General features: G+C 69.3%; 25 protein-coding genes. 9 read left to right on the top strand and 16 right to left on the bottom strand.

The features are described 5' to 3' along the window. Positions 1-14: 14 nt before the first annotated feature. From BM360_RS17295 to BM360_RS17280, 4 genes are all read right to left on the bottom strand, one after another. Complete coding sequence (locus BM360_RS17295) at positions 15-620, bottom strand: exopolysaccharide biosynthesis protein (protein WP_093316534.1); 606 nt, start codon at positions 618-620, stop codon at positions 15-17. A 61-nt stretch (positions 621-681) separates the two neighbouring features. Then, entirely contained in the window at positions 682-1584 is a 903-nt protein-coding gene (era, locus tag BM360_RS17290) for a GTPase Era (protein ID WP_093316531.1), read from the bottom strand. After that, positions 1581-2246 (bottom strand): ribonuclease III, encoded by a 666-nt coding sequence (gene rnc / locus BM360_RS17285; RefSeq protein WP_093316529.1) that lies wholly within the window; start codon positions 2244-2246, stop codon positions 1581-1583. The genes era and rnc overlap by 4 nt, the downstream gene beginning before the upstream one ends. 9 nt (positions 2247-2255) lie before the next feature. Then, entirely contained in the window at positions 2256-2957 is a 702-nt protein-coding gene (locus tag BM360_RS17280) for a S26 family signal peptidase (protein ID WP_131819291.1), read from the bottom strand. A 63-nt stretch (positions 2958-3020) separates the two neighbouring features. Here BM360_RS17280 and pgi point away from each other — a divergent pair, with 63 nt between their 5' ends. Beyond that, on the top strand, positions 3021-4517 hold the full coding sequence (gene pgi, locus BM360_RS17275) for a glucose-6-phosphate isomerase (RefSeq protein WP_093316522.1): 1497 nt from the start codon (positions 3021-3023) through the stop codon (positions 4515-4517). A 78-nt stretch (positions 4518-4595) separates the two neighbouring features. Beyond that, positions 4596-5909, top strand: coding sequence for a UDP-glucose dehydrogenase family protein (locus BM360_RS17270; RefSeq protein WP_093316519.1), 1314 nt, complete (start codon positions 4596-4598; stop codon positions 5907-5909). A 43-nt stretch (positions 5910-5952) separates the two neighbouring features. Here the strand turns inward: BM360_RS17270 and BM360_RS17265 are convergent, their stop codons facing one another. The 3 genes from BM360_RS17265 to BM360_RS17260 form a co-directional block, all read right to left on the bottom strand. Continuing rightward, entirely contained in the window at positions 5953-6519 is a 567-nt protein-coding gene (locus BM360_RS17265; protein WP_165611353.1) for an NUDIX domain-containing protein, read from the bottom strand. Positions 6520-6565: 46 nt separating this feature from the next. Further along, the gene (locus BM360_RS19805) at positions 6566-6844 is read right to left on the bottom strand and encodes a hypothetical protein (protein WP_207544636.1); all 279 of its coding nucleotides are present in this window, start codon (positions 6842-6844) and stop codon (positions 6566-6568) included. Between the two features lie 80 nt (positions 6845-6924). Continuing rightward, positions 6925-7569, bottom strand: coding sequence for a hypothetical protein (locus BM360_RS17260; RefSeq protein ID WP_131819290.1), 645 nt, complete (start codon positions 7567-7569; stop codon positions 6925-6927). A 112-nt stretch (positions 7570-7681) separates the two neighbouring features. Between BM360_RS17260 and BM360_RS17255 the strand changes: the two genes are divergently transcribed. From BM360_RS17255 to BM360_RS17240, 4 genes are all read left to right on the top strand, one after another. After that, on the top strand, positions 7682-7963 hold the full coding sequence (locus BM360_RS17255; protein ID WP_131819289.1) for a hypothetical protein: 282 nt from the start codon (positions 7682-7684) through the stop codon (positions 7961-7963). Positions 7964-8083: 120 nt separating this feature from the next. Further along, the gene (locus BM360_RS17250; RefSeq protein WP_093316508.1) at positions 8084-8860 is read left to right on the top strand and encodes a class I SAM-dependent methyltransferase; all 777 of its coding nucleotides are present in this window, start codon (positions 8084-8086) and stop codon (positions 8858-8860) included. A gap of 34 nt (positions 8861-8894) precedes the next feature. Further along, positions 8895-10193 carry an MATE family efflux transporter gene (locus BM360_RS17245; protein ID WP_093316506.1) on the top strand — a complete coding sequence of 433 codons (1299 nt, stop codon included), beginning with the start codon at positions 8895-8897 and terminating at the stop codon, positions 10191-10193. Further along, positions 10190-11182: a class I SAM-dependent methyltransferase gene (locus tag BM360_RS17240; protein ID WP_093316502.1), complete on the top strand. Its 993-nt coding sequence runs from the start codon at positions 10190-10192 to the stop codon at positions 11180-11182. Before BM360_RS17245 ends, BM360_RS17240 begins: the two co-directional genes overlap by 4 nt. 9 nt (positions 11183-11191) lie before the next feature. Here BM360_RS17240 and BM360_RS17235 read toward each other — a convergent pair whose 3' ends face one another. Beyond that, the gene (locus BM360_RS17235; RefSeq protein ID WP_242653551.1) at positions 11192-11962 is read right to left on the bottom strand and encodes a metallophosphoesterase family protein; all 771 of its coding nucleotides are present in this window, start codon (positions 11960-11962) and stop codon (positions 11192-11194) included. Positions 11963-12030: 68 nt separating this feature from the next. After that, on the bottom strand, positions 12031-13098 hold the full coding sequence (locus tag BM360_RS17230; RefSeq protein ID WP_093316499.1) for an acyltransferase family protein: 1068 nt from the start codon (positions 13096-13098) through the stop codon (positions 12031-12033). Positions 13099-13205: 107 nt separating this feature from the next. Between BM360_RS17230 and BM360_RS17225 the strand changes: the two genes are divergently transcribed. Together BM360_RS17225 and BM360_RS19695 are read left to right on the top strand one after the other, a co-directional pair. Beyond that, positions 13206-14018, top strand: coding sequence for a hypothetical protein (locus BM360_RS17225; RefSeq protein ID WP_093316496.1), 813 nt, complete (start codon positions 13206-13208; stop codon positions 14016-14018). 275 nt (positions 14019-14293) lie between these two features. Further along, positions 14294-15607, top strand: coding sequence for a sugar transferase (locus tag BM360_RS19695; protein ID WP_242653550.1), 1314 nt, complete (start codon positions 14294-14296; stop codon positions 15605-15607). Between the two features lie 6 nt (positions 15608-15613). Here the strand turns inward: BM360_RS19695 and BM360_RS17215 are convergent, their stop codons facing one another. The 4 genes from BM360_RS17215 to BM360_RS17200 are packed head-to-tail and all read right to left on the bottom strand — an operon-like array spanning position 15614 to position 18992. Continuing rightward, the gene (locus tag BM360_RS17215) at positions 15614-16690 is read right to left on the bottom strand and encodes a glycosyltransferase family 4 protein (protein WP_131819288.1); all 1077 of its coding nucleotides are present in this window, start codon (positions 16688-16690) and stop codon (positions 15614-15616) included. Next, positions 16690-18030, bottom strand: a complete 1341-nt coding sequence (locus tag BM360_RS17210) for an O-antigen ligase family protein (protein WP_093316488.1) — start codon at positions 18028-18030, stop codon at positions 16690-16692. Before BM360_RS17210 ends, BM360_RS17215 begins: the two co-directional genes overlap by 1 nt. 6 nt (positions 18031-18036) lie before the next feature. Beyond that, positions 18037-18531: a glycosyltransferase gene (locus BM360_RS17205; RefSeq protein WP_093316486.1), complete on the bottom strand. Its 495-nt coding sequence runs from the start codon at positions 18529-18531 to the stop codon at positions 18037-18039. After that, positions 18528-18992: a UDP-N-acetylglucosamine transferase subunit ALG14 gene (locus BM360_RS17200; RefSeq protein ID WP_242653549.1), complete on the bottom strand. Its 465-nt coding sequence runs from the start codon at positions 18990-18992 to the stop codon at positions 18528-18530. Before BM360_RS17200 ends, BM360_RS17205 begins: the two co-directional genes overlap by 4 nt. Before the next feature lie 194 nt (positions 18993-19186). On the opposite strand from BM360_RS17200, the gene BM360_RS17195 reads away from it, so the two are divergent. Then, positions 19187-20101 (top strand): glucosamine inositolphosphorylceramide transferase family protein, encoded by a 915-nt coding sequence (locus BM360_RS17195; RefSeq protein WP_093316481.1) that lies wholly within the window; start codon positions 19187-19189, stop codon positions 20099-20101. A 21-nt stretch (positions 20102-20122) separates the two neighbouring features. Here the strand turns inward: BM360_RS17195 and BM360_RS17190 are convergent, their stop codons facing one another. Genes BM360_RS17190 through BM360_RS17180 form a run of 3 tightly spaced genes read right to left on the bottom strand, consistent with a single transcriptional unit; the run spans position 20123 to position 24137 of the window. Next, positions 20123-22255, bottom strand: a complete 2133-nt coding sequence (locus BM360_RS17190; protein ID WP_093316477.1) for a GumC family protein — start codon at positions 22253-22255, stop codon at positions 20123-20125. Positions 22256-22306: 51 nt separating this feature from the next. Then, entirely contained in the window at positions 22307-23599 is a 1293-nt protein-coding gene (locus BM360_RS17185; RefSeq protein WP_093316474.1) for an outer membrane beta-barrel protein, read from the bottom strand. A 37-nt stretch (positions 23600-23636) separates the two neighbouring features. After that, the gene (locus BM360_RS17180; RefSeq protein ID WP_278247477.1) at positions 23637-24137 is read right to left on the bottom strand and encodes a polysaccharide biosynthesis/export family protein; all 501 of its coding nucleotides are present in this window, start codon (positions 24135-24137) and stop codon (positions 23637-23639) included. Between the last annotated feature and the right edge of the window lie 50 nt (positions 24138-24187).

Genomic DNA, 24187 nt, shown 5'->3' with positions numbered 1-24187 from the left:
GGCAGGGGCGCGTGTCAGCTGCCTTGCCCGGCGCCGCTACCGAGCAACCCGATCCCGATGCCGAGTGCGGCGGTCGCAAGCAGGCTGGCGACGATCATCAGCACGCCATCCCGCACCAGCAGCGCGACGCCGAATGCTGCGATGGCGAGCATCGGCGCGCTGCTGGCGAAGGGTAGCAGTTCCAGCGGCGGCACGGTCGCGGCCAACAGGATGGAGGCGGCAGCGGCCACGCGCACGGCCGGCCCGCTGGTCAGGCTCTCCAGCCGGCCATGGAACCAGCGATCCATCCGCTCACCGACGGGCCGGACCTTGGCGACCGCCTTGTGCATCCGCTTGGCCTTGACCGAGCGCCGTCTCAGCCAGCCCGGCAGCCACATATGCTTGCGCCCGAACAGCATCTGCGCAGCGAGCAGCACGATGATCGCGGCCAGCACGGTCGGCACGCCGGGAATGCCGCCGACCGGGCTGAGCTCGATCAGCGGCAGCACGATCAGGAACGGGCCGTAGGCGCGGTGGCCGAAGGCCTCGATCATGTCGCCGAGCGCGACCTGATCCTTCTCGTCGGCCAATTGATCCAGCCGGTCGAGGATGTCGCCGACGCTCTGCGGTTCGTCTGCCATGCCGCGTCCGACGCAGCGACGGCCGAGTCGTTCCGCTGACGAAGTGTTGCTCGAAAAGAGTCTATTCCACCCAGTCGAGCCCGATCTCTCGGTAGAGGCCGCGATCCTCCTCCCACTTCGGATTGACCTTCACGTGAAGGAAGAGGTGGACCTTGCGCTCGAGCAGCCGCGCGAGTTCGGCGCGGGCGCGGGCGCCGATCTCCTTCAACCGGGCGCCGCGGGCGCCCAGCACGATCGCCTTCTGGCTATCGCGGGCGACGAGGATCTGCTGGTGGATCGCCACCGATCCATCGCGCCGCTCCTCATATTTCTCCGTCTCGACCGCGGAGGCGTAGGGCAGTTCGGCGTGGAGCTGGAGGAAGATCTGCTCGCGCGTCACCTCGGCCGCCAGCATCCGGTCGGTCGCATCGGACACCTGATCCTCGGGGAACAGCCACGGCCCGGCGGGCACGCGCGCGGCGAGCGCGGACTTGAGGTCACCGACACCGTCGCCGGTCAGCGCGGACACCATCAGCACCTGTTCGGGCTCGACCGCGGCATGGAGCGCGACGGTGAGGTCGAGCAATTTCTCCTTCGCGGTCGCGTCCACCTTGTTCAGCACGAGCAGCTTGGGCTCGCGCCGCTCCTTGATCGCTTCGGCAAGCGCCTGGATGCGGCGGGTGAAGCCCGCCTGCGCATCGACGACGAAGGCGATCAGGTCCGCATCCTGCGCGCCGCCCCATGCCGCCGCAACCATCGCGCGGTCGAGCCGGCGGCGCGGATCGAAGATGCCGGGGGTATCGACCAGCAGCAGCTGCGCTTCGTCTGCGAGTGCGATGCCCATCAGGCGGGTGCGCGTGGTCTGCGCCTTGGGGCTGACGATGGCGATCTTCTGACCGACGAGCGCGTTGACCAGCGTGGACTTGCCGGCATTGGGCGCGCCGACCACGGCGACCACGCCGCAGCGTGTCTGTTCGGGCGTCATGCGAGCTTCTCCAGCAGGGCCTTGGCGGCGGCGGTTTCGGCTTCCTGCTTGCTGGTACCGGTGGCGTCGGCCGCGGCGCGGTTCGGCACCTCGACGCGGACGCGGAAGACGGGCGCGTGCTGCGGACCGGAGCGATCCTCCAGCGTGTAGACGGGCGGCTTGCAGCGGTTGGCGGCGGCCCATTCCTGCAATGCGGACTTGGGATGGCGCGGTGCGCGTTCGCGCGTATCGACATGATCCGCCCAGGCACGGCGGACGAGCGCGCGCGCCGCGTCGGCCCCCTGATCCAGCCACAGGGCGCCGAGCAGCGCCTCCGTCACGTCCCCCAGCACATTGTCGCTATCGGCGGCGCCGTCGTCCCGCGCCTGCTTGCCGAGGCGCAGCTGGCCGGGAATGCCGAGCTCCCGCGCAATCTCCGCACAGGTGGCGCCATCGACCAGCGCGTTGAAGCGGCGAGACAGCTTGCCCTCCGGCTCGTCGGGGAACAGCTCGTACAGCCAGGCCGCCATGTTGAGGCCGAGCACGCGATCGCCGAGGAACTCCAGCCGCTCGTAGCTGGGCGCATCGGCGACGCTGCTGTGCGTCAGCGCGCGGGCGAACAATCCGGGGTCGTTGGGGCGGGTGCCGATCAGGCGTTCCAGCCAAGCGGGGTCTGGCGTCATCGCGCCCGCCTACAACGATCTGCGGCGTTCGTCATCGCGCTGCTTCGCCTCCCCCGTCCCGCGGTCGAGCGGCAACAGGATACGCCCCGGCCGCAGCGTCTCGCCCCAGCGCCAGAAGCGGGTCCAGCCGATCTCTCCGGTGCTCGACCACAGGATCTTGGTCGCGCGACCTTTCAGCGTCTCCAGCGGGACAAGGCGGGGCACCGCACCGCCGCGCGCATCGCCCAGGAGCAGCATCTGGCCTGCCGGCACGCGCGCATCCGGCCGCGCGCTGCCACCCGGCAGCACATCGCGGTAGCGGCCGTCGCGGGTCATCTCCCGATAGCGCGCGATGCGGCAGGTGCCGCCTGTCGGGGCGACCGGACAGGGCAGGCCCGCCGTCGCGGGCAGCACGAAATCGGCGACACGGAAGCGTGGCAGCACGCGGCCGTCGAAGCGCAGGCCGCTCTCGGTCGCGCCGATGCGGTCGCCCGGCAGGCCGATCAGCCGCGTGGCGCGCAGCACCGGGCCATCCTGCACCAGCACCACCGCGCCGCGGGCCGGCAGGTCCCCGCCGCGGAGCGGGCGGACCAGCAACCGGTCCCCCGGCCACAGGGTGGGCATCATCGCGCTGCCCGTCACCTTGTGCGTGCGGGCGAACGACGCGCCGACCAACAGGCCCGCACCGAGCAGGACGATCAGGGTGAGAAGAAGCCGCAATGGTGCAGGCATCGCAGGCAACGCCTTGCGGGCGACGGAGAAGCCGGTCAAGCCGTTCGCCGCAGTGAGGAGAGCATGATGGCAACCTGGTCGGACATCGAATCGATCGAGCGCAGCACGCTGACCGCGCTGTTCGAGGCGGAACCCGATCGCCTGTCCCGGCTGGTGGTCGAGGAAGCGGGCATCCGCTTCGATCTGGCCAAGACACATCTGTCCCGCCCGCTGCTCGACGGCTTTCTGGCGCTGGCCGAGGCGAACGGCCTTTCCGCCGCGCGCGAGCGGCTGTTCACCGGCGCCGTGGTGAACCCGAGCGAGGGGCGCGCCGCCGAGCATCCGGCCGAGCGGGGGCAGGGCGCGCCGGAGAGCGTGGCGCGGGCGAGCGCCTTCCGCGCACGGATGCGGGCGCTGATCGACGCCATCGAGGCGGAGGCGCTGGGGCCGATCCGGCATGTCCTGCACATCGGCATCGGCGGCTCGGCCCTCGGGCCGGAGCTGCTGCTCGACGCGCTCGGCCGCGATGCGGATCGCTATGACACCGCAATCGTCTCCAATGTCGACGGAACCGCGCTCGAGGCGGTGTTCAGCCGGTTCGACCCGCAGGCGACGTTGATCGCGGTCGCCTCCAAGACGTTCACGACGGGCGAGACGATGCTGAACGCCGCCTCGGCGCTGGCGTGGCTGGAGGAGAATGGCGTCGACGATCCTTATGGCCGCGTCGTCGCGATAACCGCGGCGCCGGACAAGGCGGTGGAGTGGGGCGTCGACGAAACGCGGGTGCTGCCCTTCGCCGAATCGGTCGGCGGCCGTTACTCGCTCTGGTCGTCGATCGGCTTCCCCGCCGCGCTGGCGCTCGGCTGGGCCGCGTTCGAGGAGCTGCTGGAGGGCGCCGCCGCCATGGACCGGCATTTCCGTCTCGCCCCGCCGGAGCGCAACGCACCCATCCTCGCTGCTTTTTCAGACCTGTTCTACGCGCAGCTGCGCCATTGCGAGACACGTGCGGTGTTCGCCTATGACGAGCGGCTGCGGCTGCTTCCTCCCTATCTCCAGCAGCTGGAGATGGAGTCGAACGGCAAGCGCGTCACCGCGGACGGCGCGCCGCTCGATCGGTCAAGCGCGCCGATCACCTGGGGCGGCACCGGCACCGATGCGCAGCATGCCGTGTTCCAGCTGCTGCATCAGGGCACGCACCTCGTGCCGGTCGAGTTCGTCGCGGTGATCGAGCCGGGGCATGCGCTGGATGAGGCGCACCACCGTGCGCTGCTGGTCAATGCCTTCGCGCAAGGGGCGGCGCTCATGCAGGGACGCGCCAACCGGCAAGACCCGGCGCGTGACTATCCGGGCGATCGCCCGTCAACGACGATCCTGCTCGATCGGCTAGATCCCGCGCGGCTCGGCGCGCTGCTCGCCTTCTACGAGCATCGCACCTTCGTGTCGGCGACGATGATCGGCATCAATCCGTTCGACCAGTTCGGGGTGGAGCTGGGCAAGGAGATCGCTCGCAGCATCGAGCAGGACGGGACCGGGGACTTCGACGCCTCCACCCGCGCGCTGATCGAACGCGCGCTCGGCTGATCGGCTCGGCCGCTCTTTGCAATGCAGCATCGGGCCGGTAGGAGGGCCGCCGGTTTCAGGCGATATTTGGGGGAATAGATGCGGGTCGCGATGGTCGGGACGGGCTATGTCGGGCTCGTGTCAGGGGCCTGCTTTTCCGACTTCGGTCACGAGGTGGTCTGCATCGACCGCGACGCCTCGAAGATCGAGTCGCTCGAACGCGGCATCATGCCGATCTACGAGCCGGGGCTGGACAAGCTGGTCGAGACGAACGTGAAGGCGGGCCGGCTGTCCTTCACCACCGATCTGGCCAAGGGCATTGCCGGCGCGGACGCGGTGTTCATCGCGGTCGGCACGCCATCCCGTCGCGGCGACGGCCATGCCGATCTCTCCTACGTCTTCGGCGCGGCGGAGGAAATCGCGCAGGCGCTGACTGGCCCGTGCGTCATCGTCACCAAGTCGACCGTGCCGGTCGGCACCGGCGACAAGGTGGAGCGCATCCTGCGCGAGGCACGGCCCGACCTGCCGGCGCGCGCCGTCTCCAACCCCGAATTCCTGCGCGAGGGCGCGGCGATCGAGGACTTCAAGCGCCCCGACCGTGTCGTGATCGGCTCGGAGGACGAGGCGGCGACTCAGGTGATGCGCGAGCTCTATCGCCCGCTGGCGCTCAACCAGGCGCCGCTGATGGTGACCGGCCGGCGCACGGCCGAGCTGATCAAATATGCCGCCAACGCCTTCCTCGCGACCAAGATCACCTTCATCAACGAGCTGGCCGACCTTTGCGAGATCGTCGGCGCGGACGTGCAGGACGTGTCGCGCGGCATGGGTTCGGACAATCGCATCGGGCCGAAGTTCCTCAATGCCGGCCCGGGCTATGGCGGCTCCTGCTTCCCCAAGGACACGCTGGCGCTGCTGAAGACGGCGGACGATCACGAATCGCCGCTGCGCATCGTCGAGGCGGTCGTGCAGGTGAACGACACGCGCAAGCGGGCAATGGGCCGCAAGGTGCTGAAGGCGCTCGACGGCGATCCGCGCGGGCAGACGGTCGCGCTGCTCGGCCTTACCTTCAAGCCGAACACCGACGACATGCGCGACGCGCCCAGCCTCGCGCTGGTGCAGGCGCTGGAGGATGCGGGCGTCCACGTCCGCGCCTACGATCCGCAAGGGCGGCCGCATGCCGAGAAGATGATGCCGAACGTCGAGTTCGCCGACGAGCCCTACGCCGCGATCGAGGGCGCCGATGCGCTGGTGATCGTGACCGAGTGGGATGCGTTCCGCGCGCTCGACCTGAAGCGCATCGCCTCGCTGCTCAAGTCGCCCGTGCTGGTCGATCTGCGCAACATCTACCGTCCTCACGAGGCGGCCCGCGCAGGCCTGCGCTACAGCGCGATCGGCCGCGGCGCGGCGGCCTGAGATCGACTGGCGGCAGGCGCTTCTCCACAAGCGCCTGCCGGCCTCAATCGGCCTCGAACAGATCGGGGCGGCGCACGCGGAGCGCGTGCAGCAGCATGAACAGCTTGGCATCGGTCACGCGCCCGCTCTGGGTGTCTGCCCACAGTTCGGCCAGCGGCCGTTCCGAGAAGGCGATGTCTTCCTGCTCGCCCGCTGCGCCGCCGCCCTGTTCGATGCGGTCTTCCGGGCCATATTCGGCGAGGAACAGGTGCACCCGCTCGGTCGTCGTCGAAGGCGTCATCCAGACGTGGCCGACAGGTTCCACGGCGTGCAGGCTTAGGCCGATCTCCTCCAGGGCCTCGCGCCGCGCCGTCTCGGCCGGCGGCTCGGCCTCACCGACACCGCCGACCGCTTCGGCCAGCGGCGGCACGCCGAGGAACAGCGGGGCGTAGCGTGTCTGCGTCAGCACCGTGGCGACGCGGCGCGCGGGATCGAAGGCGAGCAGGGCGGAGCCGGACGGATGCTCGATCAGCGTCCGCTCACATTCGTCGCCAGACAGGCGCAGCTGCAGCATGCGAAGCGTCAGCCAGCCCTGGTAGAGGATCCGCGAGCCGAGAATCGCATCGTTCATGCGCGGGGGATAGGCCTCTGCCCGCGCAGGGGAAAGGCGGCGGCGCTCAGGGGCTGGTCGGCCGCGTATCCGACTTGAACGCCTCACTGCCGACATAGGCGGCCAGGGCGGTGAGCGCTGCGCCGATGGCGATGGTGGTGGCGGACAGGCCTGCCGCGACGGCACCGGCAGCAGCAGCGGGAGCCGCTGCGGCAGCCGGCGCGGCGGCGGCCTGAGCGCCGCCGAGGCCCGCGGCGGGGCGGGCGGCCAACGTGGCCTGACCTGCCACGGCAACCGTGGCGAGCGAGACGGCGCACAGCACCTTGATGATGGGCTTAAATACCACGGGCCGCTCCAGGACACACAGTCTCAGGATGTAGCGGCGCGATCCTTTAATTTGCGTTCAAGCGCTCGACCAAGGAGGCGTTAACTGTCGCTTGGACTGGGTGGCGCCGCGTTCTCGCCGTCTGGCCTGGGTGCCGTAGTTTCGTCGAGCGGACCGCCTCTGGCAAGCGCCGCATCGAGCGCGACCCGATCGCGCGGCGTCGGACGGAGTGGGCGGGCGAGCGCCGTGACGGCCGAGATCACCGGCGGTGCCGACCGGAGGATCGCGGCACCGACGGCACCGGGCAACCGGCGCAGCGCTTCACCGCGACCCCGCGGACCATCCAGCAGCACGATCGCTCCAGGTTCATCGACCGGTGGTGCCGGTGCCGCTGCCACGGGCGCAGCCGGCGGCACCGGGGCGGGCGTGGGCACGGGGGCAGGGACAGCCGGTGCCTCCGGAGCGGGTGCAGCCTCGCGCCCGGGCAGGGAGAAGTCGGACAGATCGGGCCGGTCGATCGCGTGGACCAGCACGCCGCGGACCTTCAGCCGTGAGATCGCGCCCGCATCGTCGCCGACGACGATGCCCAGCACCGATTTGCTGCCTTCCGCGACGATGCGCGCACCCTCGCGCTCGAGCATCCGGCGTATCGCCTCCGCCTCCGCCCCTTCGCCGACCAGAATCACCGGCCGATTGTCGAGGCGCAGCACCATCGCCAGCCCTTGCCGCCGGCTCGTCTTCCGCATGCCGTTCTCGCTCCGGCCAGTCGGGCCCGCCTGTGCCGCACGATCGCGGCGTGGACAAGCGCGTCGATCGCCAATGCTTGTGCCGCATTGGCGGCAGCGGCATGACGCGTCCATGTTCGTTGCTGGCTTCCTCCTGCTCCTGGCGCAAGCGGCCGAGCCGCCGCCGCCCGACATCGTCGTGCGCGCGGTGCGGGGGCGGTGCGAGCTGGTCTATGCCGGATCGCGGCTCGACGGGCGGGCGCTGCAGCGGATGGCGGACGGCTGGCCCGAGGGGCGGCCGCTGCGCGTGCTGGAGCCGCGTGGTGCCAGCCGGAGCTGCCTTGCCAAGATCACGTTCGAGCTGGCCGATCGCGGCTTCCGCTCTGTCGAGTTCGTCGATCCGCCGGAACGGTGAGGCGCGGGGCGTGCCGCCGCGGTGCAGCAAGGCCGGCTTTGCCGCGGTGACTTCTTCCGCAAAATCCGTCATGCGCTCTGCCATGGGCAGGGCGGCACAGACGATGGAGACCGGCGCGGCATGATCGGCAGGATGGTACGTCGTGCGGTGAAAACGGTGCTGCCGCGCAAGCTGGTCGACCAGCTGGTGCTGGTGGAGCTTGGTGCGCGCGCCTTCCGCGACGTGCGTGGCCGTCACCCGCGTGATTGCCCGATCTGCGGCTATCACGGCCGGTTCTGGGCCAAGGGGCGCCAGCCGATGGTGTTCGACGGCGAATGCCCGAACTGCCGCTCGGTCGGACGCCATCGCCAGCATCACCTCCTTATGGAGCGCCACCCCGACTGGCTGGACGGCAGGACGGTGCTGCACTTCGCCCCCGAACCCTGCTTCGACAAGCGATACACCGCGCGGATGCAGGCGAGCGGCGGCAACTATGTCCGGGCCGCTTATGTGCCGACCAAGGGGGAGACGCAGGTCGATCTGCAGGCCATCCCGTTTCCGGACGCCACGTTCGACACGATCATCTGCCACAACGTGCTCGAACATGTGCCCGACGACCACAAGGCGCTGACCGAGATTGCGCGCGTGCTGCGCCCAGGCGGGCGGGCGCTGCTATCGGTGCCGATGTTCGATGCCTGGGCCGAGACCTATGAGGATCCGTCGATCACCAGCGAGGCGGGGCGCGATCTGCACTTCAACAAGGACGATCACCTGCGTCTCTATGGCCGCGATTTCCGCGATCGCATGACGCGGGCCGGGCTCGATTTCACGGCCGACGTCGCGCAGGAGCCGGCGGTCAGCCGCTACGGTCTGGAGCGGGGCGAGACGATCTTCGTCGCGACCCCACGCGCGGCATGAACGGGGCGGGGCGAGCCTGATCCGCCGAGGCAGCGTGGGCCTGGCCGCCACACCCCGCGCATCGGATGCGGCGCGCCTGCAACGCTATGTGCTGGCTGCAGCCGGGCCGGTGGCGGTGGCGGGCGCCAACTTCCTGCTGTCGTTCGCGATGCTGCGGCTGGAGCGACCCGAGGCGTTCGGCATCTTTACCGTCCTGTTCGCTGCCGCGGCCTTCACCATCGCGCTATCCAGTGCGCTGTTCGCAGCGCCGCTCCACGCTCTGCACGCATCTGCCGAGCAGGACCGCGCGGCCGTGTCCGCCAGCGTGACCTCCGCGGCGGTGGCGGCGGGGCTGCTGGCGTGGCCGGCCTACGTGCTGCTGGCGCTTGCGGTGGGGGTGGGGGCGTGGACGGCCATGATCTACGGCCTGTTCGCCACGCTGACCATCCTGCGCTCGGTCGGACGGGCGTGGCGCTATGCGGCGGGGGGCGCCTGGCGCGTGACGCTGTCGGACATGACCTATGCCGGCGTGACGCTCGCCACCTTCGGCGCGGCGGTGAGCCGCTTCGGGGTTGCGCCCGCCGACGCGGTCTATGCGTCGCTCGCGCTCGGCTCCGCGCTTGCGGTGGCGAGCCTCGGCCGCGGCTATGTGTGGCTCCTGCTGACGCCGCACCGCGCGTCGGCGGGCGGGTATCGCGCGATCTGGCGGGCGCATGCGCGCTGGTCGCTGCAGGCGGTGGCGGCGATCGAGGCGGTGGCGAACGCGCACATCTATCTGCTGACCTTCTTGGCCGGCCCTGCGACGATCGCGCCGATCGCGGCGAGCGCACTGCTGGTCCGGCCGATCAACGTGATCCAGAATGCGCTGATCGATTATGAGCGGGCGCAGCTCGCCCGGTCGCTCAGCGTGAATGCGATGCATGAGGTGGATCGCTCGATGCGGCTGGTCCGCGCGGTGCTGCTGCTCGTGTGGAGCGTCACGGTGGCGCTCGGGGCGACGATCCTGCTGGTCCAGCCGACGCTCGTCTTCCCCGCCGCCTATGATCCGGCCACGCTGCGGCTGGCGGCGGCGCTGTGGGCGGCGGTGTCGCTGGCCATCATCCTGCAGGTGCCGGGCAACGTGCTGTTGCAGGCGGCGGGCGCGTTCCGGACGCTGGCAGGGGCGGCGTTGCGGGCGGCGATGGTCAGCGTCGTCGGCGTGCTGCTGGCGATCGCCTTTGCCACCCCCGTCTGGACCATTGCGGCGATCGTGCCCGGCTGGCTCGTCAGCAGCTGGATCGTCGCACGCGCCGTCGCAGCGCTGCGCCGGGAGCGCGGCCCTGCCTCTCCCCTCCCGCCTGTGGATCGACCATGATGCCAGCCACGCCCGGTTTCGAGGAGCGCGACGCCTGCCCGCTCTGCCATGCGGACAGGCCCGCGCGGCTCTACGCGCATCCTTATGCCGAGGATCCGGTGCGCTCGCTGGTCAGCTCCGCCTTTGCCGAACAGGGCGAGGTCGATTGGGCGCTGCTGGAGGGAGCGGAGTTCGTCGTCGATCGCTGCCGGCGGTGCGATCTGATCTACCAGCGCTGGGCGCCGAACGATGCGCTGATGGAGATCATCTACACCCGCATGATCGGCCCTGCCTTTCTAGAGGCTTATGAGCGGCAGCTGCTGACGATCGACAACTTCCAGCGCATCGCCGGCGAGTTCGCGACCTTGTTCGAGCAGCTGGGCAAGGCGCCCGCCGACATCACCATGCTGGATTTCGGCATGGGGCAGGGGCGCTATGCCCGGGTGGCGCGGGCAATGGGGGCGACCGTCTATGCGACCGAGATCGGTGACGACAAGAAGCGGATGGGGCGCTCGCTCGGCATCGAGGTGATCGACGATGCGGCGATCGACGGCATGGCGTTCGATCTCGTCCACACCGAGCAGGTGCTGGAGCATCTGACCCATCCGGGCCGTGACATCGCCCGGCTGGCGCAGGCCGTGGCGCCGGGCGGGCTGTTCAAGATTGCCGTGCCCTATCGCGGGCGGCTGGGGACGCTGCTGCCGGCCAAGGGCATGCCGCGCACGGCCTTGTTCGCCGAGGGGGGCGCGCGTGCGATGCCGGGGGATGCGGAGGCGTTCGGCGCCATCCAGCCGCTCGAGCATCTGAACGCTTACGGCCCGGAGACGATCGCCTGGCTGGCGGCGGCCAACGGCCTCAAGGTCGTCGCGCAGACGCGGCGGCGCAGCGTGTCGATCGACACGGCCGGACCCCGGGCGCTGGCGCGGGGGACGGCGCGACTGGCGGCGGAGCTGGCGAAGGCCGCGATGCGCCACCGCATCGGCTATTATCTGCTGCGCCGGCCCGCCTGACCGACCGGATCAGGCGGCCGCCTCGCCCCGGTGGACCGCCAGCACCTCGACCGTCTCGCCATCCAGGCAGACGGCGCTCAGCGTGCCCGTCCGGTAGGCGCCGGTGTCGATGCCGATCCGGTTGCCGCGCAGCTCGACCGAATCGGAGATGGTGTGGCCGTGGACGATGACCGCACCATGATCGCGCATGTCGTCGAGGAATTCCTCGCGCGACCAGAGGAAGTCGCGGCGCAACTGGCGCTTGAGCGGCACGCCCGGCTTGATCCCGGCATGGCACAGGAAATAATCGCCCGAGCGGACGATGAGGGGCCAGCCGCGGATCCACTCGACCCACTCGGCCGGCACCGCACGGCGCAGCTCGGCGATCCAGGGCACCGGATCCTCCGCCTCGGCGAACGGCGGCAGGCCGAAGCTGGCCACCGTCTCGGCCCCGCCGACGCGCATCCAGCCGCGCAGCGTCGGCTCGTCCCCGGCCAGCGCGCGGAGCATCATCTCCTCGTGATTGCCGAGCAGCGTCACGATCTCGGGCGCGCGGCGGGTCGCCGCTTCCAGCCGTTCCAGCGCACCGCGCGAATCGGGGCCACGATCGATGATGTCGCCGATGAAGACGATGTGCGTCTGCGCCGCCGGTCCGCGTGCCGAGCCGTGCCGCGCAATCTCGACGAGCATGGCATCGAGCAGATCGGGCCGGCCATGGACGTCGCCAATGGCATAGACGCGCTCACCCGGCGCCGTCCGCGGCGCGCCGCGCTTGCCGAACAGGGACCGGAGGACGATCAAGGACGGAGCATTCTCAAGACAACCATCCAATTAGGGCCGGCTCGGTCGATCAACAAGCGGGCGGCCGTTCATATCCGTGCCGTCGCTGCCGGGGCTAGTGCCGGATGCCCCTTCAGCCGGCGTCGGAAGAAGCGCAGGCTCGGCAGCTCGAACCAACGATAGAAGGCGAGCGAGACGCCGAGGCAGGCCAGCAAGGTCGCCGCAGCACCCGCCAAGCGCCACGTCGGCGGCACCATGCCCGCGGGCAGCGCCTCAAGCACGAGCGGGTGGGTGAGATAAAGGCTGTAGCTCGAATCGCCCAGCAGCCGCGCCAGCGGCCGATCCGTCCGCAGCAGCCGCTCGCACGCGATCGTGCCTGCGACGATCAGGGTGGCGCAGGGGGCGAAATGGACGACCCGGCTGAAGCCGCTGTCGATCAGCGCGAGGCCGACGAAGCCGGCACCGAGCGCGGCGGTGCCGAGCGCCGGCGGCAGTCGCAGTAGCAGGTGGCGCTGATAGGCCAGCGCCATGCCGGCGACGAACTCCAGCGGTTGCGGGCTGGTCATGCGGAACAGCAGGGCATCGTCGTGCGGCACGAACTGGCGCAGCGCGGCGAGGCCGAGGAACAGCGCCGCCATCGCCCCGATCCGCAGCGGCGTGGCGAGCCGGATCAGCAGCGCGAAGACGAGGTAGAAGAACAGCTCGTAGTTGAGCGTCCAACCCGCGGTCACGATCGGGCTTGGTTCGTGCGTGCGGGGATTGTCGTAGAAGATGAACAGGAGCGATTTCGCGATTTCTTCGACATCGGGCAGAACGCGGCCCTGCGCCGCCATGATCGCGACGAACACGCCCGTCACCAGCCAGTAGAGCGGGACGACGCGCGCGAGCCGTTCCTTGAGGAAGCGACCACCCGATATCTCGCGCCGCTCGGTCGACAGGACCATCACGAAGCCGCTGATGACGAAGAATATATCGACGCCGGCCGCCAGCCAGTGCGGCCGCAGCGGATGATCCCGCAGTAAGGCAAAGGCGTAGCCGACATGGTAGAGCATCACCATCGCCGCGGCGACGGCGCGCAGATACTGGACGGAGCGGAACGTGTCGGGGCGGCCGTCCTGGCCCAGGCCGCCGGTCCTATCCTCTTCCCCGCCTGCCATCGCCGATCTGCGTGCCGTGCGCACGCGTGGGGGTCAAGTCTGTGTGGCGGGGCTGTTGCGCAGTTGGGGGCGGCTGCTAGGGCGTTGTGAGGACAGGGAGATCGCCGTTGCGGGCGCTGCGCATTGCTTCGATTGCCATTGTCGCGGCCCTCATCCTGCTGGGCGCAGCGGTGTGGCTGACTGCGCCGTCCGCCCGGCCGGGGCAGTTGCTGGTGCCGGCCAACACCCCCTTCAGCAAGGGGCCTTGGTTCGCCTATGCGGCGCCCTGGGGTGGCGAAAGCATGGCGCTGGCGCGACCCTGGGCCCCCTATGCCGATGCCGCGATCGTCGACCTGAAGCGCTTCCCGGCGAACACCGTGATGCACTGGCGCTGGCCGCCGCTGCAGCCGAGCAACGGCCCCGGCGTGTGGGGGTATGATCAGGTCAGCTACGGCAATTACGACGGGGGTGAGCCCGAGCAGTCGGCGCCGCCGATCCGCGTCAAGGCGCTGACCGCGCTCAGCCAGGCGTTCCGCTGGTCGCTGGCGAACCGTTGGGGCGACGGCAATGTGCTCACCGAATTCTACCTGCGGTCGAGCACCACGGATGTGGAGGCCAAGACGATCGAGATCGGCTGGTTCCTGCACACGCCGCCCCGCAGCCGCCAGTTCTTCAATCGGTCCCGCCTGATCGGCACCTACCGCGATGCGCAGGGCCGGCGCTGGACGGTGCGGATGGCCGATCGCTTCTGCATGTTCGCCCCCGAGCAGCCGGGCGATATCCCGCAGGGCAGCCTCGACATGCTCGCGGCGCTGCGCTGGTTGCAGCAGAAGCGCGTGATCACGGGAGAGGAGTGGATGTGGGGCGTCGCCATCGGTGTTGAGCCGGTGAGCGGCATCGGCCGCTTCACCCTGCAGGACTGGCGAGTCGTGCGCCGCTAGATCGGGCGTTCGGCAGCACCGAACGTGATGAATGCTACGAAAGTGGATCGGACCGGGACGAGACGTGCCGGATCGGGCATATTGGCGTCGTCGCCGTTCTTGACCCCTACCGCTTTGTGGCCGAAGGGAGAGCGCGCGTCGCCAGCCCTAGCGGGGTAGAGCTGACACGGGGCGCTTTCGCGAGATCAAGGCGGCGGGGCAGGCAAGGTATGTCGGAGTGGTCTCCATTCGACAAACAACTGCGCACTGACCAGGCTGGCGAAAGGACGGAGACGGTGAAGCGCCGGCTCCGCATGCGCGCTTACACGGCGCTGCTGATCGGCGATGTGCTGGCGATGACGCTGGGCTTCCTGATCAGCCTGTGGCTGATGCCGGCGGTGCTGGTCGACCAGCAGAGACTGCTCACCGCCGCGCTGCCGATCTACCTGATCCTGAGCGTCCGGACCTATTCCGCCTCCACCCTGGCGCATTGGCGGCGCGGGTTGCTGAAGGCTGCGGTGAACCTGTTCGTCGCGTTGATGCTGACGGTGTTCATCGCCTTCCTCGTCAAGCAGGCGGCGCCGATCTCGCGGCTCAGCCTTGCGCTGGCGTTCGGCGCGTCGGCGCTGCTGCTGGCGATCAGCCGCGCGGCGATCGGCTGGTGGTGCGCGCACGTGTTCGGCGGGATGCCGCTCAGCCGCCTGCTCATCCTTGACGGCGTGGACATGCCATGCCCGGCGGGCGTGCGCGTGACCTCGACGCCGCGCGTGGTCCGGCAGGATGCGATCCACCCGCTCGCGCTCGACCGGTTGGCCAAGCAGTTGGGCGGCGTCGATCAGGTCTTCGTCGCCTGCCTGCCCGAACATCGCGCGCAGTGGGCGACGGTGCTGAAGGGCAGCGACGTGCGCGCCGAGCTGCTGGTGCCGGAGCTGGATGCCGTCGGCGTGATCGGCAACAAGCATTTTGCCGGCGTCGCGACGGTGCTGATCTCCGCCGGCGGCTTCAAGACGCGGGATCGGGTGCTGAAACGCACCGTCGATCTCGCGCTCGTGCTGCCCGCGCTGGTCGTGCTCACCCCGCTGCTGCTGACCGTCGCAATTCTTGTGCTGCTCGACAGCCCGGGGCCGATCCTGTTCGTGCAGAAGCGTGTCGGCCTCGGCAACAAGCTGTTCGACGTCTATAAATTCCGCAGCATGCGGCAGGAGCTGAGCGACAAGGACGGCAACGTCTCCGCCGGCCGCGACGACATGCGCGTCACCCGCATCGGCCGGATCATCCGCTCGACCAGCATCGACGAGCTGCCGCAGCTGTTCAACATCCTGAAGGGCGACATGAGCTTCGTCGGCCCGCGCCCGCACGCCATGGGGTCGCTTGCCGGCGACCAGCTGTTCTGGGAGGTGGACGAGCGTTACCACCACCGCCACGTGTGCAAGCCCGGCCTGACGGGTCTGGCGCAGGTGCGCGGGTTTCGCGGTGCGACCCACCGGCGCGAGGATCTGATCAACCGGCTCGATGCCGACCTCGAATATGTCAACGAATGGAGCATCGGGCGGGACATCCTGATCCTGCTCGCCACCTTGCGCGTGGTGGTGCACCGCAACGCGTTCTGAGCGACTCTAGGCGTTAACCCCGGCGGTCGCGACGGTCGCGTCCGCAATCCCCTCCAACCGCGCGACCAGTTGCGGCCACGCCTGCTCTGCACGAACCTGCACGGCCGCCTCGGCACCGCGGCGGCGAATCGCGGCAAGCTCCTGCCCGGCAAGCCAGTCCGCTGCCGCCGCGACGCTGCTGCCGCGGGTGACCAGCCCGTCATAGCGGCGCACCATATCCGCGGCGCCGGCCATGTCGGCGACGACGGGCAGCGCGCCTGCCGCGAGCGCCTCGAGAACGATCAGTGGAAAGCTGTCGAGCTCCGACAGGTGGACCATTACGTCCGCCTCGCCGAGGGCCGCACGAAGCGCCGGGCCGTCCAGCCATTCGGTCAGGTGCAGCACGTCGCCCAGGTCTGCGGCTGAGATCGCCTGGTTGAGCTCTGCCATGACCGCAGGTTCCGCCCGGCCGACGATGCGGGCGCTGACCGGCATGCCGCGGTCTCGCAGCGCCGCGCACAGCTCGACCATGCGGAACGTGCCCTTTTCGCGCGAGAGCCGGCCGGCATGGATCAGGCGAAGATGGCTGCCCTCGCGCGGCGCGATGGACTCGCTCAGCGCCTCCTCGGGCAGGAAGGTGCCGATCCGGTCGCGCGGCAAAGCGGGCGGGAGCGCAATCTCGCGATCCTGCGCGTCGAACAACAGCGCCAGCCGGTCTGCCTGCGCGAGCAGCCGGGTGGAGAGCCGCCGCAGCAGCGGCAGGCGTTGCAGCCGGCTTGCTGCGCCCAGATGCGGCGTGACCAGCACCGGCAGGCCCTGCGCGTGCAGACGCTGCAGCAGGACAAGATCGAGCAGGTTGCTCCACTGCAACCAGACGAGATCCGCTTCCACTTGGTCGAGTCGCCGCCACACATCGCGGACGGCAGCCATGCGGGCGGGCTTGAAATAGGCGGTTTCGGACGGCCACCACGCTGCCGTCCACCGGCGCGAGTGGAGCTGCACCGCGGCGGCCGCGCGCTCGCAATAGGCTTCGAGCCCGCCGGGATGGTGGAGCGAGCCGCCGAGCACCAGCAGGCGGCGCCGTCCCCCGCCGTGCGGCGGCATCAGGCGGCGCCGCTGCGCCGGCCGGTGGATCGGCGCAGCAGCTCCGATGGCGCGCTGACGCTCATGCCCGTCGCATTCCACAGCAGCGCGATGGCGAGGATCAGGAACACTTCGCTCAGCGCGTCGCGATCGAGCATCGTCGATTCGGTAAAATTGTGGCCCAGGCAGAAAAGCAGGATCGCCCCGGCCAGCGCGCGCGCGGGATGGTCTCCGCCGCGCAGCAGCCGCTGCACCGGCCACACCAATGTCGCGAACAGGACGATCAGCGTGCCCGGCCCGCCGATCTGCGCGAGCATGTCGAAATAGCCATTATGCCCCTCGCTCTGCTCCGTCACCCAATCGGTCGCGTAATTATTGATCGGGCCGTTCGGCCCGAGATCCCACAGCGAGCCATAGCCGACGCCGGTGAGCGGCTGATCGGCATAGACCTTGATCAGCGCGGTCCAGATCTGCGTCCGGCCGGTGAAGGCAGCGGGATCGCTGACCATCTGGAGATAATAAGACGGGTTCAGCGCCATGCTGATCGCGATCACCGCCAGGATGGCGAACAGGACCCACGCCGCTGCGGGCGGCGCCAGCTGGCGGCGGCCGAACTTGCGGGCGAAGAGATAGAGAATGCCGCCGAAGACCAGCGCGGCCACGCCCATCTTCAGCGACGTTTCCGAATCGGTCATGAGCAGGAACATGCCCGCGGCCGCCGCGACGGCGATCCGCGCCGCCTTGTGCAGATCCTCGTTGAACGCGAAGACGAGCACCGTATAGGCACAAAGCTCACCTGCGAAGTTCTTGTGCGCCATCAATCCGCGCCACTTGCCGGAAAACTCGCCGCTCGGCGCGTGCAGGCCGATCGAGGGATAAAGCAGCACGAAAGCGTAATTGACCGCCAGAGCGGCGGCGAGGACGATACTCAGCGTCAGCAGCGCCCGCTCGATGCCGAGGTGGCGCACCAGCGCGAAGAGCGACCAGGCGACCGTCACCGTCAGCGCCAGACGCCGCAATCCCACGTCGGGGGCGAACGCCCAGGTGAGGCTGAGGGCACACCAGCCGAGCGCCAGCACCAGCGGCCAGGGGATCACCAGCAGCCGCTCGGGATGGCGCCACGGGCGGATCGCGACGATCGTCAGCGCCGCCAGCAGGACATAGCCTGCGGTGCGGATCTGGCTCTGCACGCCGTCATTGTTCTCCGCCATCCAGGGCCCGAGAAACGCGAGCACCAGCAAGGCGGCGAAGGTCAGCGTGGCAAGGTGCAGGCTCCACCCGGGCGCGGTGTCCCGCTGCCGCGTCGCAAGGCGGGAGACGCGCGGCAGGCGGAAGGTGCGGGGTTCCGACGACGTGGTCACGGCGGATCAGCTCCCTATACGGCGGTGCTGCTCGGCGACGAGCAGATCGGCGATGGCATGGCGCAGGCGGTCGCGCTCGGGCAGCCGGTCCACCGCCGGCGGGTCCGGCTGCGGGTCGGCGATGAGGCTGGCGAGGCCCGCTTCGTCATAGGCGATGCGGATGCCCGGCCGCCCGTCGAGCGCGCGGACGGTGGCGAGCTGGTGGTCGTTGCGATGTTCCTCCAGCTCGGCGCGGCGCGGGAACAGGATCATCGGCTTGCGATGCTTCTGCGCCATCACCATCGTGCCGATCCCGGCATGCGAGACGATGTAGCTGCATTCGCCGATCAGCCGCTCGAACTCGATCGGGCCGATGAAGGCCTGCCACGCCATGTTCTCGGGCCGATAGCGGCCATGGCCGATCTGGGCGAAGACGGGCTCATCCAGCTGGGGGGCCAGCCGATCGACGATCCTGACGAAGCGATCGAACGGAAGCTGCGTGCCGACGGTCAGCAGGATCACAGCAGCGCGCCGTCATAGCGCCGGCGCGGACCGGCGAGGTGCTGCCACTGGGTGAACCAGTGATTGGCGAAGGGCCGCGCGCACTGCCCGCTGAGCGAAGGCTGATCGGAATTGGCGATGCTGTCGATCCAGATGGTGCGCGCGCCGAGCAGGCGTGCGGTGATCAGGCAGAATAGCCCCGGCAGTGCGCCGGTCGTCACCACCATGTCGGGGCGCAGCCGGCGGACCAGCCGGATGGAGGCCAGAAAGCAGCGCAGTGCCTGCCGCGGACCATCGCGATTGGCATCGGGCAAGAGGTGGAAGCGCGCTACGCCGTCACGCTGGGCCAGTTCGCTGTTGGTAGAGGCGAATTCGGGATCGAAGGCGGCGAGTGCGGGCCGCAGCAGCATCAATTCTTCCCAATGCCCCCCACCCGAGGACACCGCCAGCACCCTGAACTCCGCCGCTCGCTGTCTGGGCACCCGTCCGCTCATACCTCGGAAGATAACGCACGGCGTGCCACGGCCACGCGGACCCGCAATCCGTCAGCGGCCGATCCTGCAAGCCCCTGCCGCTCGCTAGGGCAGCGGTCGGGTTTCCGCAAGCGGGCGGATGTGCCAGACGCGGGCGCCGCAAGGGCCATCGACGGTCGCGAGCGGCCGGGGACGCGCATGGCATGCAGCTGAGGAAGGACATCTGGCGCTGCGCCATCGTCGATGCGCCTGCGGCCGAGATCCTGGGCCGCGGGTCGCTCGACGGGCTGCCACTGCACTGGCTGCCGGGATCGGGCAATCTGCGCTACCTGGCCGACCCGTTCGGACTGTGGCGGGGCGGCCGGCTGCATGTCTTTGCCGAGCAGTTCGACTATCGCGACGCGGTCGGTCGCATCGTCGTTTCCACCTATGACAGTGCGTTCGAGCTGATCGAGCAGGCGGTCGTGCTGCAGGAGCCCTGGCACCTCTCCTACCCATACGTCTTCGAGGCGGAGGGCGAGACCTGGATGCTGCCCGAGGCGTTCGGATCGGGCGGCCTCTGGCTCTACCGGGCGACGCACTTTCCGCATCGCTGGGAGCGGGCGCACCGGATCGAGTTGCCGCATGTCCCGCTGGATGCGACGCCCTATCATGACGGCCGGCGCTGGTGGCTGTTCTACGCCCCGGCCTTTCCGGCCGAGGCGCGGCTCACGCAGCTGTGTGCGGCTTATGCGGACCGGCTGGTGGGGCCGTGGATGGGCTATTCCGGCAATCCCGTGCTGGTCGATCCTGCAGGCGCGCGGCCGGGCGGCACGCCGCTCAGGCTCGATGGCACGCTGCACCTGCCCGTACAGGATTGTCAGGGCACCTATGGCGCGGCGCTGCGGCTGCTGCGGGTGGAGCGGCTCGATTCCGAGGGGATTGTCGTGGCGCCGACAGGGATGCTGCGTGCGCCGGCGGGAGCAGCACCGTTCACCGATGGCTGTCACACGATTTCCGCCGCGGGAGCGGTCACGCTCATCGACGTTAAGCAGACCCGCTTCTCGATGCGGGGCTTGGCGATGCGTCCGATGCGGGATCTGCGCCGCCTGCGGGAGACGATCCGGCGGCGCCGCTAGGCACCGCCGGCCGATGGCCGATCAGGCCTGGTAATAGTCGGAATATTGCTTGGAATAGTAATAAAGGCCGCCGACCGAATGGGCGGACGGATCGACCTGCGTGTAGATCACGCCGACCGGCTTGCTGCCATCACCGCGCAGCCAGCCGAGCGCCGACTTGGCCGCCGAAATAGGCGTGCTGTTCCACTTGACGATCAACGCGACGGCATCGGCCAGGACCGCCAGATAGCGGCCATCGGCCAGCCCCATGAGCGGCGGGAGATCCATGACGATATAGTCGTAGCGGTCGCGCAGCACGTCGAGCAGCTTCTCCATGCGCCCCTCGCCGAACAGATTCTCGGCCGAGAAATAGGGGCTGACCACCAGAATCTGATCAAGGTTGGGCACGTCGCCCGGACGGATCGCGTCTTCCAGCGAGATCTCGCCGTGCAGCAGCTCGACGAGGCCCGCATTGGGCGCGCCGCCGCGGATGATCTGGCGCACCGCGGCACGGCGCACATCGCATTCCAGCAGCATCACGCGCGCATTGGCGATCGCCAGCGTGCGGGCGAACGCGACGGCGGAGGTCGTCTTGCCCTCGGCCGGCAGCGACGAGGTGAGCGCGATCACCTTCACCCCCGCGTCGCCACGCGTGCCGAGGATGGCGGTACGCGCGATGCGGAAGGATTCGGAGAACATCGAGGTCGGCCGCTCGAGCATGAGCTCGGTCGGCGACTCCGACTTGCCCACCCGCGGGACGACCGCGAGCACCGGGATGCCGAGCTGCGCCTCCAGATCCTCGACCGAGCGGAACCCGCCGCTCAGCATTTCCTGTGCGGTGATCGTGGCACCGCCGGCGGCCGCGGCAACGAGGAAGGCGAGCGTCAGCAGCAGTGGCTTGTTGGGCGAGCTGGGCCGCGCGGGCACTTCGGCGGAGTTGACCACCTCGGCCTGGGCGATCTGGGCGCTGGCCGCCTGCATGCTGTCGAGCGACATCTGCGACGTCTTGTCGAACAGTGCCCGCTTGGCAGCAGCCTCGCGCTCGAGGCTTTCCGCCGTGGTTGCGGCACGAACGCTGCTCTCGCGCGAGCGCTCCAGCTGGTTGAGCGAGCTGCGCAGGCTGCTGGCGCGCGCCTCGGCCGATGCCGCGGTCGCCTGCAGCGATCCGACGATGCGGCGCGATTCGGCCTGGAGCTGCGAATCGATCGAGGCGAGCTGATCGCGGACGCGGATGCTCTCGGGATGGCGCTCGCCATAGCGGGCCTCGACCTCGCCCTTGCTGCGCAGCACTTCGGCACGCTGGCGGCGGAGATCGGCGACGACGGGCGAGCTGAGCACCTCGGACACGGTGTCGAGCCCGCCGCGGCCGACCTGCGCCCGTGCAGCGGCCAGATTGGCCCGCGCAGCAGCGGCGTCGGACTCGGCGGAGGCGAGCGAACCGGATAGCGGTGCGACCTGCTGATCGACGATCGTGCCGGACGTGCCGTTCTGCGCGCTGCTCTCGACGATGCCGGCGCGGGCGCGGAACTCGGCCGCGCGGGCTTCGGCCTCGCTCGCCTGCCGGCCGAGATCGGCCAGCTGCTGCTGGAACCACTCGCTCTGCTCGCGCGCAGTGCCGACGCGGCGCTTGGTGCGGAACTCGATATAGGCGGCGGCGAAGGCGTTGGCGAGGCGGGCGGCCTTGACCGGATCGGTCGAGTTGAAGCCGATGTTCAGAACATAGGTCTGCTTCTCGCGGCTGACCGCGAGATGCTGGAGCAGCGCATTGGCGACGACCGTCTGGCGCGCCTCGCTGTTGGCGAGCGAGGCGTTGCGGATCTGGTTCAGCGAATCGGCGAATTCGGGATCGCCGGTCAGCCCCTGCGCGCGGACGACTTCGCGCGCGACATCGACCGAGCGGATCGTGGTGAGCTCGGTATCGATCGCTTCCTGCGACAGTTCGGCACGCGTCTGCTGCGCATTGCCGGCAAGCGGGCTGCGGCTGGGATCGAGCCGAACCTTGGCAGTGGCGCTGTAGACGGGCGTCATCATCGAGACGAGGACGAAGGCGGCGATGAATACCGCGGCGGTGACCGCGAGCAGCACGACCCAGCGGCGCCGGATGGTTTCGCGGATGACGCTGACGGCATCGGCGAGCCGCGCCTCATATTCGTCCGCTTCGTGTCTGACTTCCATGCTCAACGGCTTCCTTGCTCGCCACCTGCCCGGCGGATGGGAGTGGTTAATTTACAGATGATACGCAAGGCCCAGATCGAGCCGGCCTTCGCTGACCGCGCCGAGCGTGAACGCGTCGTTGGTCGAGCGGCGGCTGTAGCTCACCGAGCCTTCCAGGCTGACGCGGCGCGACGCCAAATAGCGGGCCCCCGTGCTCGCCCGGTTGATGTTCCCGCGCAGCGGCGTGTCAATATAGCGCTGGCGCGAGAAATCGGCCGTCGCATTGACGATCAGGTTGCGGAGGAGCTCGTAATCGGCACGCACGCTGAAGCGGGTGTTCCAGAATGGGGCACGATTGTTGAGCGTCGAATCCTCGATGGTGCGCTGGCCGGTGGCGCCGATCGTGAGCCGGGGCGTGGGAAAGGCCTCCACCCGCGTGTCGATCGAGACACCACGCACCGTGCTGAAGGTGCCGGACTTGTAGTCGCGGATGCTGTAGCCGACGCTGATCGTGCCGCGGATGCGACCGGCGATATCGACGTTGACGCCGCCCAGCAGGCGTGCCGCCTTCGAGTCCTGCAGCGGGCCGGTGGTCGACGCGGAGTCGGTGAAATCGGTGCTGCTGCCGCTCAGCTGCGCGAAGAGCGCAATGCTGGGGGTGCGGGCATATTCGATCTGGCCGGTCAGCCGGGCAACGCTGCGATTGCGGTCGCTCTGGTCGCGCACGCTGCCGTCGGCCAGCGGCAGCGGTTGAAAGCGGAAGTCGGCATAGTCGGCGAGCAGGAAGGTGCGGATACGACCATTGGTGTAGGTCGCCTGTGCAGAGGCGAAATCGCGGCGATAGCGCGACAGAGCGGCGACGCTGGATGCGACTTCGCCCGAGAAGACATTCTCGAAATTGCGCGAGGCATTGGCGTTCAGATCGATCTCGAACGTGCGGCTGACGTCTACCCGCCCGCGGGCATCCGCATTCCACAGCCGCTCGTTGCGGCGCGATTCGCCGAGATAGTTCCGCAGCGTCGCCGTGCCGGAGAGCTGCAGGAAGTGGCGCGACCAACCGGAGGTGAGCCGGGCGGAGGGGCGCACATAGGCGAACGCCGCCGCAGTCTTCTCGTCCGAGCCGAGATAGGCGTTGGTCGTGCCGCCGCCACCGGCTTCCAGCCGCGGGAAGAACGTCATGCCGCCCAAACGGACACCCAGCGGGGCGTAATCAGGCCGGAATTGCTCCTGCACGCTGACGTTGCGCCCGCGATCGAAATCCTGCGGCACGTCCGGATTGACGATCAGTCCTTCGCCAACCTGGGCCAGGGCCGGCGACGCCAGCAGGCTCACCGGCAAGGCGAGAGCCGTGCGCCGCCACGTCATCGCGATATTGCCTCCCGCTCGGCGCTTCGACGGACGATCAGAAGAACCGCTCCCCGATGCGGATCGTGTCGCCGGGATAGACCATCAGTTCGGGCGTGAGGCGATAGGTCGTCTCCGTCGTCTCGCCCTGGCGGCGGATCTGCACCACGTCGCGGTTGGCGCGCGGCGTGAAGCCCTTGGCGGTCGCGATCGCGTTCAGCGCGGTCAGGCCGACGGCATAGGGGTAATTGCCCGGCGCCGCGACCTCGCCCAGGATGAAGAAGGGGCGAAAAACGATCACCTCGGCGCTGACCTTCGGCTCGCGCAGATAGCCTTCGGCAAAGCGAGCGCGGGCATCGGCAGCGATCTCGGTCACCGTGCGGCCGGCAGCCGGCACCTCGCCGATCAGGGGCAGTGCCACGGAGCCGTTGGCGCCGACCGAAAACTCGCCGCTCAGCGCAGCTTCGTTGTAAACGACCATCCGGATACGATCGCCCACACCCAACTTGTACTCGGCCGCGGATGCGGGTCCGGCAACATAGCGGTCACCGGTTGAGATGACCGGTCCGGCCCCCTTTTCAGCGCAGGCGGCAAGGCCCAGCGACAAGC

Source organism: Sphingomonas jatrophae, from assembly GCF_900113315.1.
GTDB lineage: Bacteria > Pseudomonadota > Alphaproteobacteria > Sphingomonadales > Sphingomonadaceae > Sphingomonas_P > Sphingomonas_P jatrophae.
Note: the sequence above shows the minus strand (reverse complement) of the source record. Positions and strands in the feature narration are given on the sequence as shown.

Bases quoted from the DNA above. Each gene is read 5' to 3' on its own strand.
- BM360_RS17250 (WP_093316508.1), top strand. From the start codon at position 8,084: ATGATCGGCAGGATGGTACGTCGTGCGGTGAAAACGGTGCTGCCGCGC.
- pgi (WP_093316522.1), top strand. From the start codon at position 3,021: ATGATGGCAACCTGGTCGGACATCGAATCGATCGAGCGCAGCACGCTG.
- BM360_RS17215 (WP_131819288.1), bottom strand. From the start codon at position 16,690: ATGCCGCCGCACGGCGGGGGACGGCGCCGCCTGCTGGTGCTCGGCGGC.
- BM360_RS17185 (WP_093316474.1), bottom strand. From the start codon at position 23,599: ATGACGTGGCGGCGCACGGCTCTCGCCTTGCCGGTGAGCCTGCTGGCG.
- rnc (WP_093316529.1), bottom strand. From the start codon at position 2,246: ATGACGCCAGACCCCGCTTGGCTGGAACGCCTGATCGGCACCCGCCCC.
- BM360_RS17195 (WP_093316481.1), top strand. From the start codon at position 19,187: ATGCAGCTGAGGAAGGACATCTGGCGCTGCGCCATCGTCGATGCGCCT.
- BM360_RS17295 (WP_093316534.1), bottom strand. From the start codon at position 620: ATGGCAGACGAACCGCAGAGCGTCGGCGACATCCTCGACCGGCTGGAT.
- era (WP_093316531.1), bottom strand. From the start codon at position 1,584: ATGACGCCCGAACAGACACGCTGCGGCGTGGTCGCCGTGGTCGGCGCG.
- BM360_RS17280 (WP_131819291.1), bottom strand. From the start codon at position 2,957: ATGCCTGCACCATTGCGGCTTCTTCTCACCCTGATCGTCCTGCTCGGT.
- BM360_RS17260 (WP_131819290.1), bottom strand. From the start codon at position 7,569: ATGCGGAAGACGAGCCGGCGGCAAGGGCTGGCGATGGTGCTGCGCCTC.
- BM360_RS17190 (WP_093316477.1), bottom strand. From the start codon at position 22,255: ATGGAAGTCAGACACGAAGCGGACGAATATGAGGCGCGGCTCGCCGAT.
- BM360_RS17230 (WP_093316499.1), bottom strand. From the start codon at position 13,098: ATGGCAGGCGGGGAAGAGGATAGGACCGGCGGCCTGGGCCAGGACGGC.
- BM360_RS17255 (WP_131819289.1), top strand. From the start codon at position 7,682: ATGTTCGTTGCTGGCTTCCTCCTGCTCCTGGCGCAAGCGGCCGAGCCG.
- BM360_RS17265 (WP_165611353.1), bottom strand. From the start codon at position 6,519: ATGAACGATGCGATTCTCGGCTCGCGGATCCTCTACCAGGGCTGGCTG.
- BM360_RS17270 (WP_093316519.1), top strand. From the start codon at position 4,596: ATGCGGGTCGCGATGGTCGGGACGGGCTATGTCGGGCTCGTGTCAGGG.
- BM360_RS17240 (WP_093316502.1), top strand. From the start codon at position 10,190: ATGATGCCAGCCACGCCCGGTTTCGAGGAGCGCGACGCCTGCCCGCTC.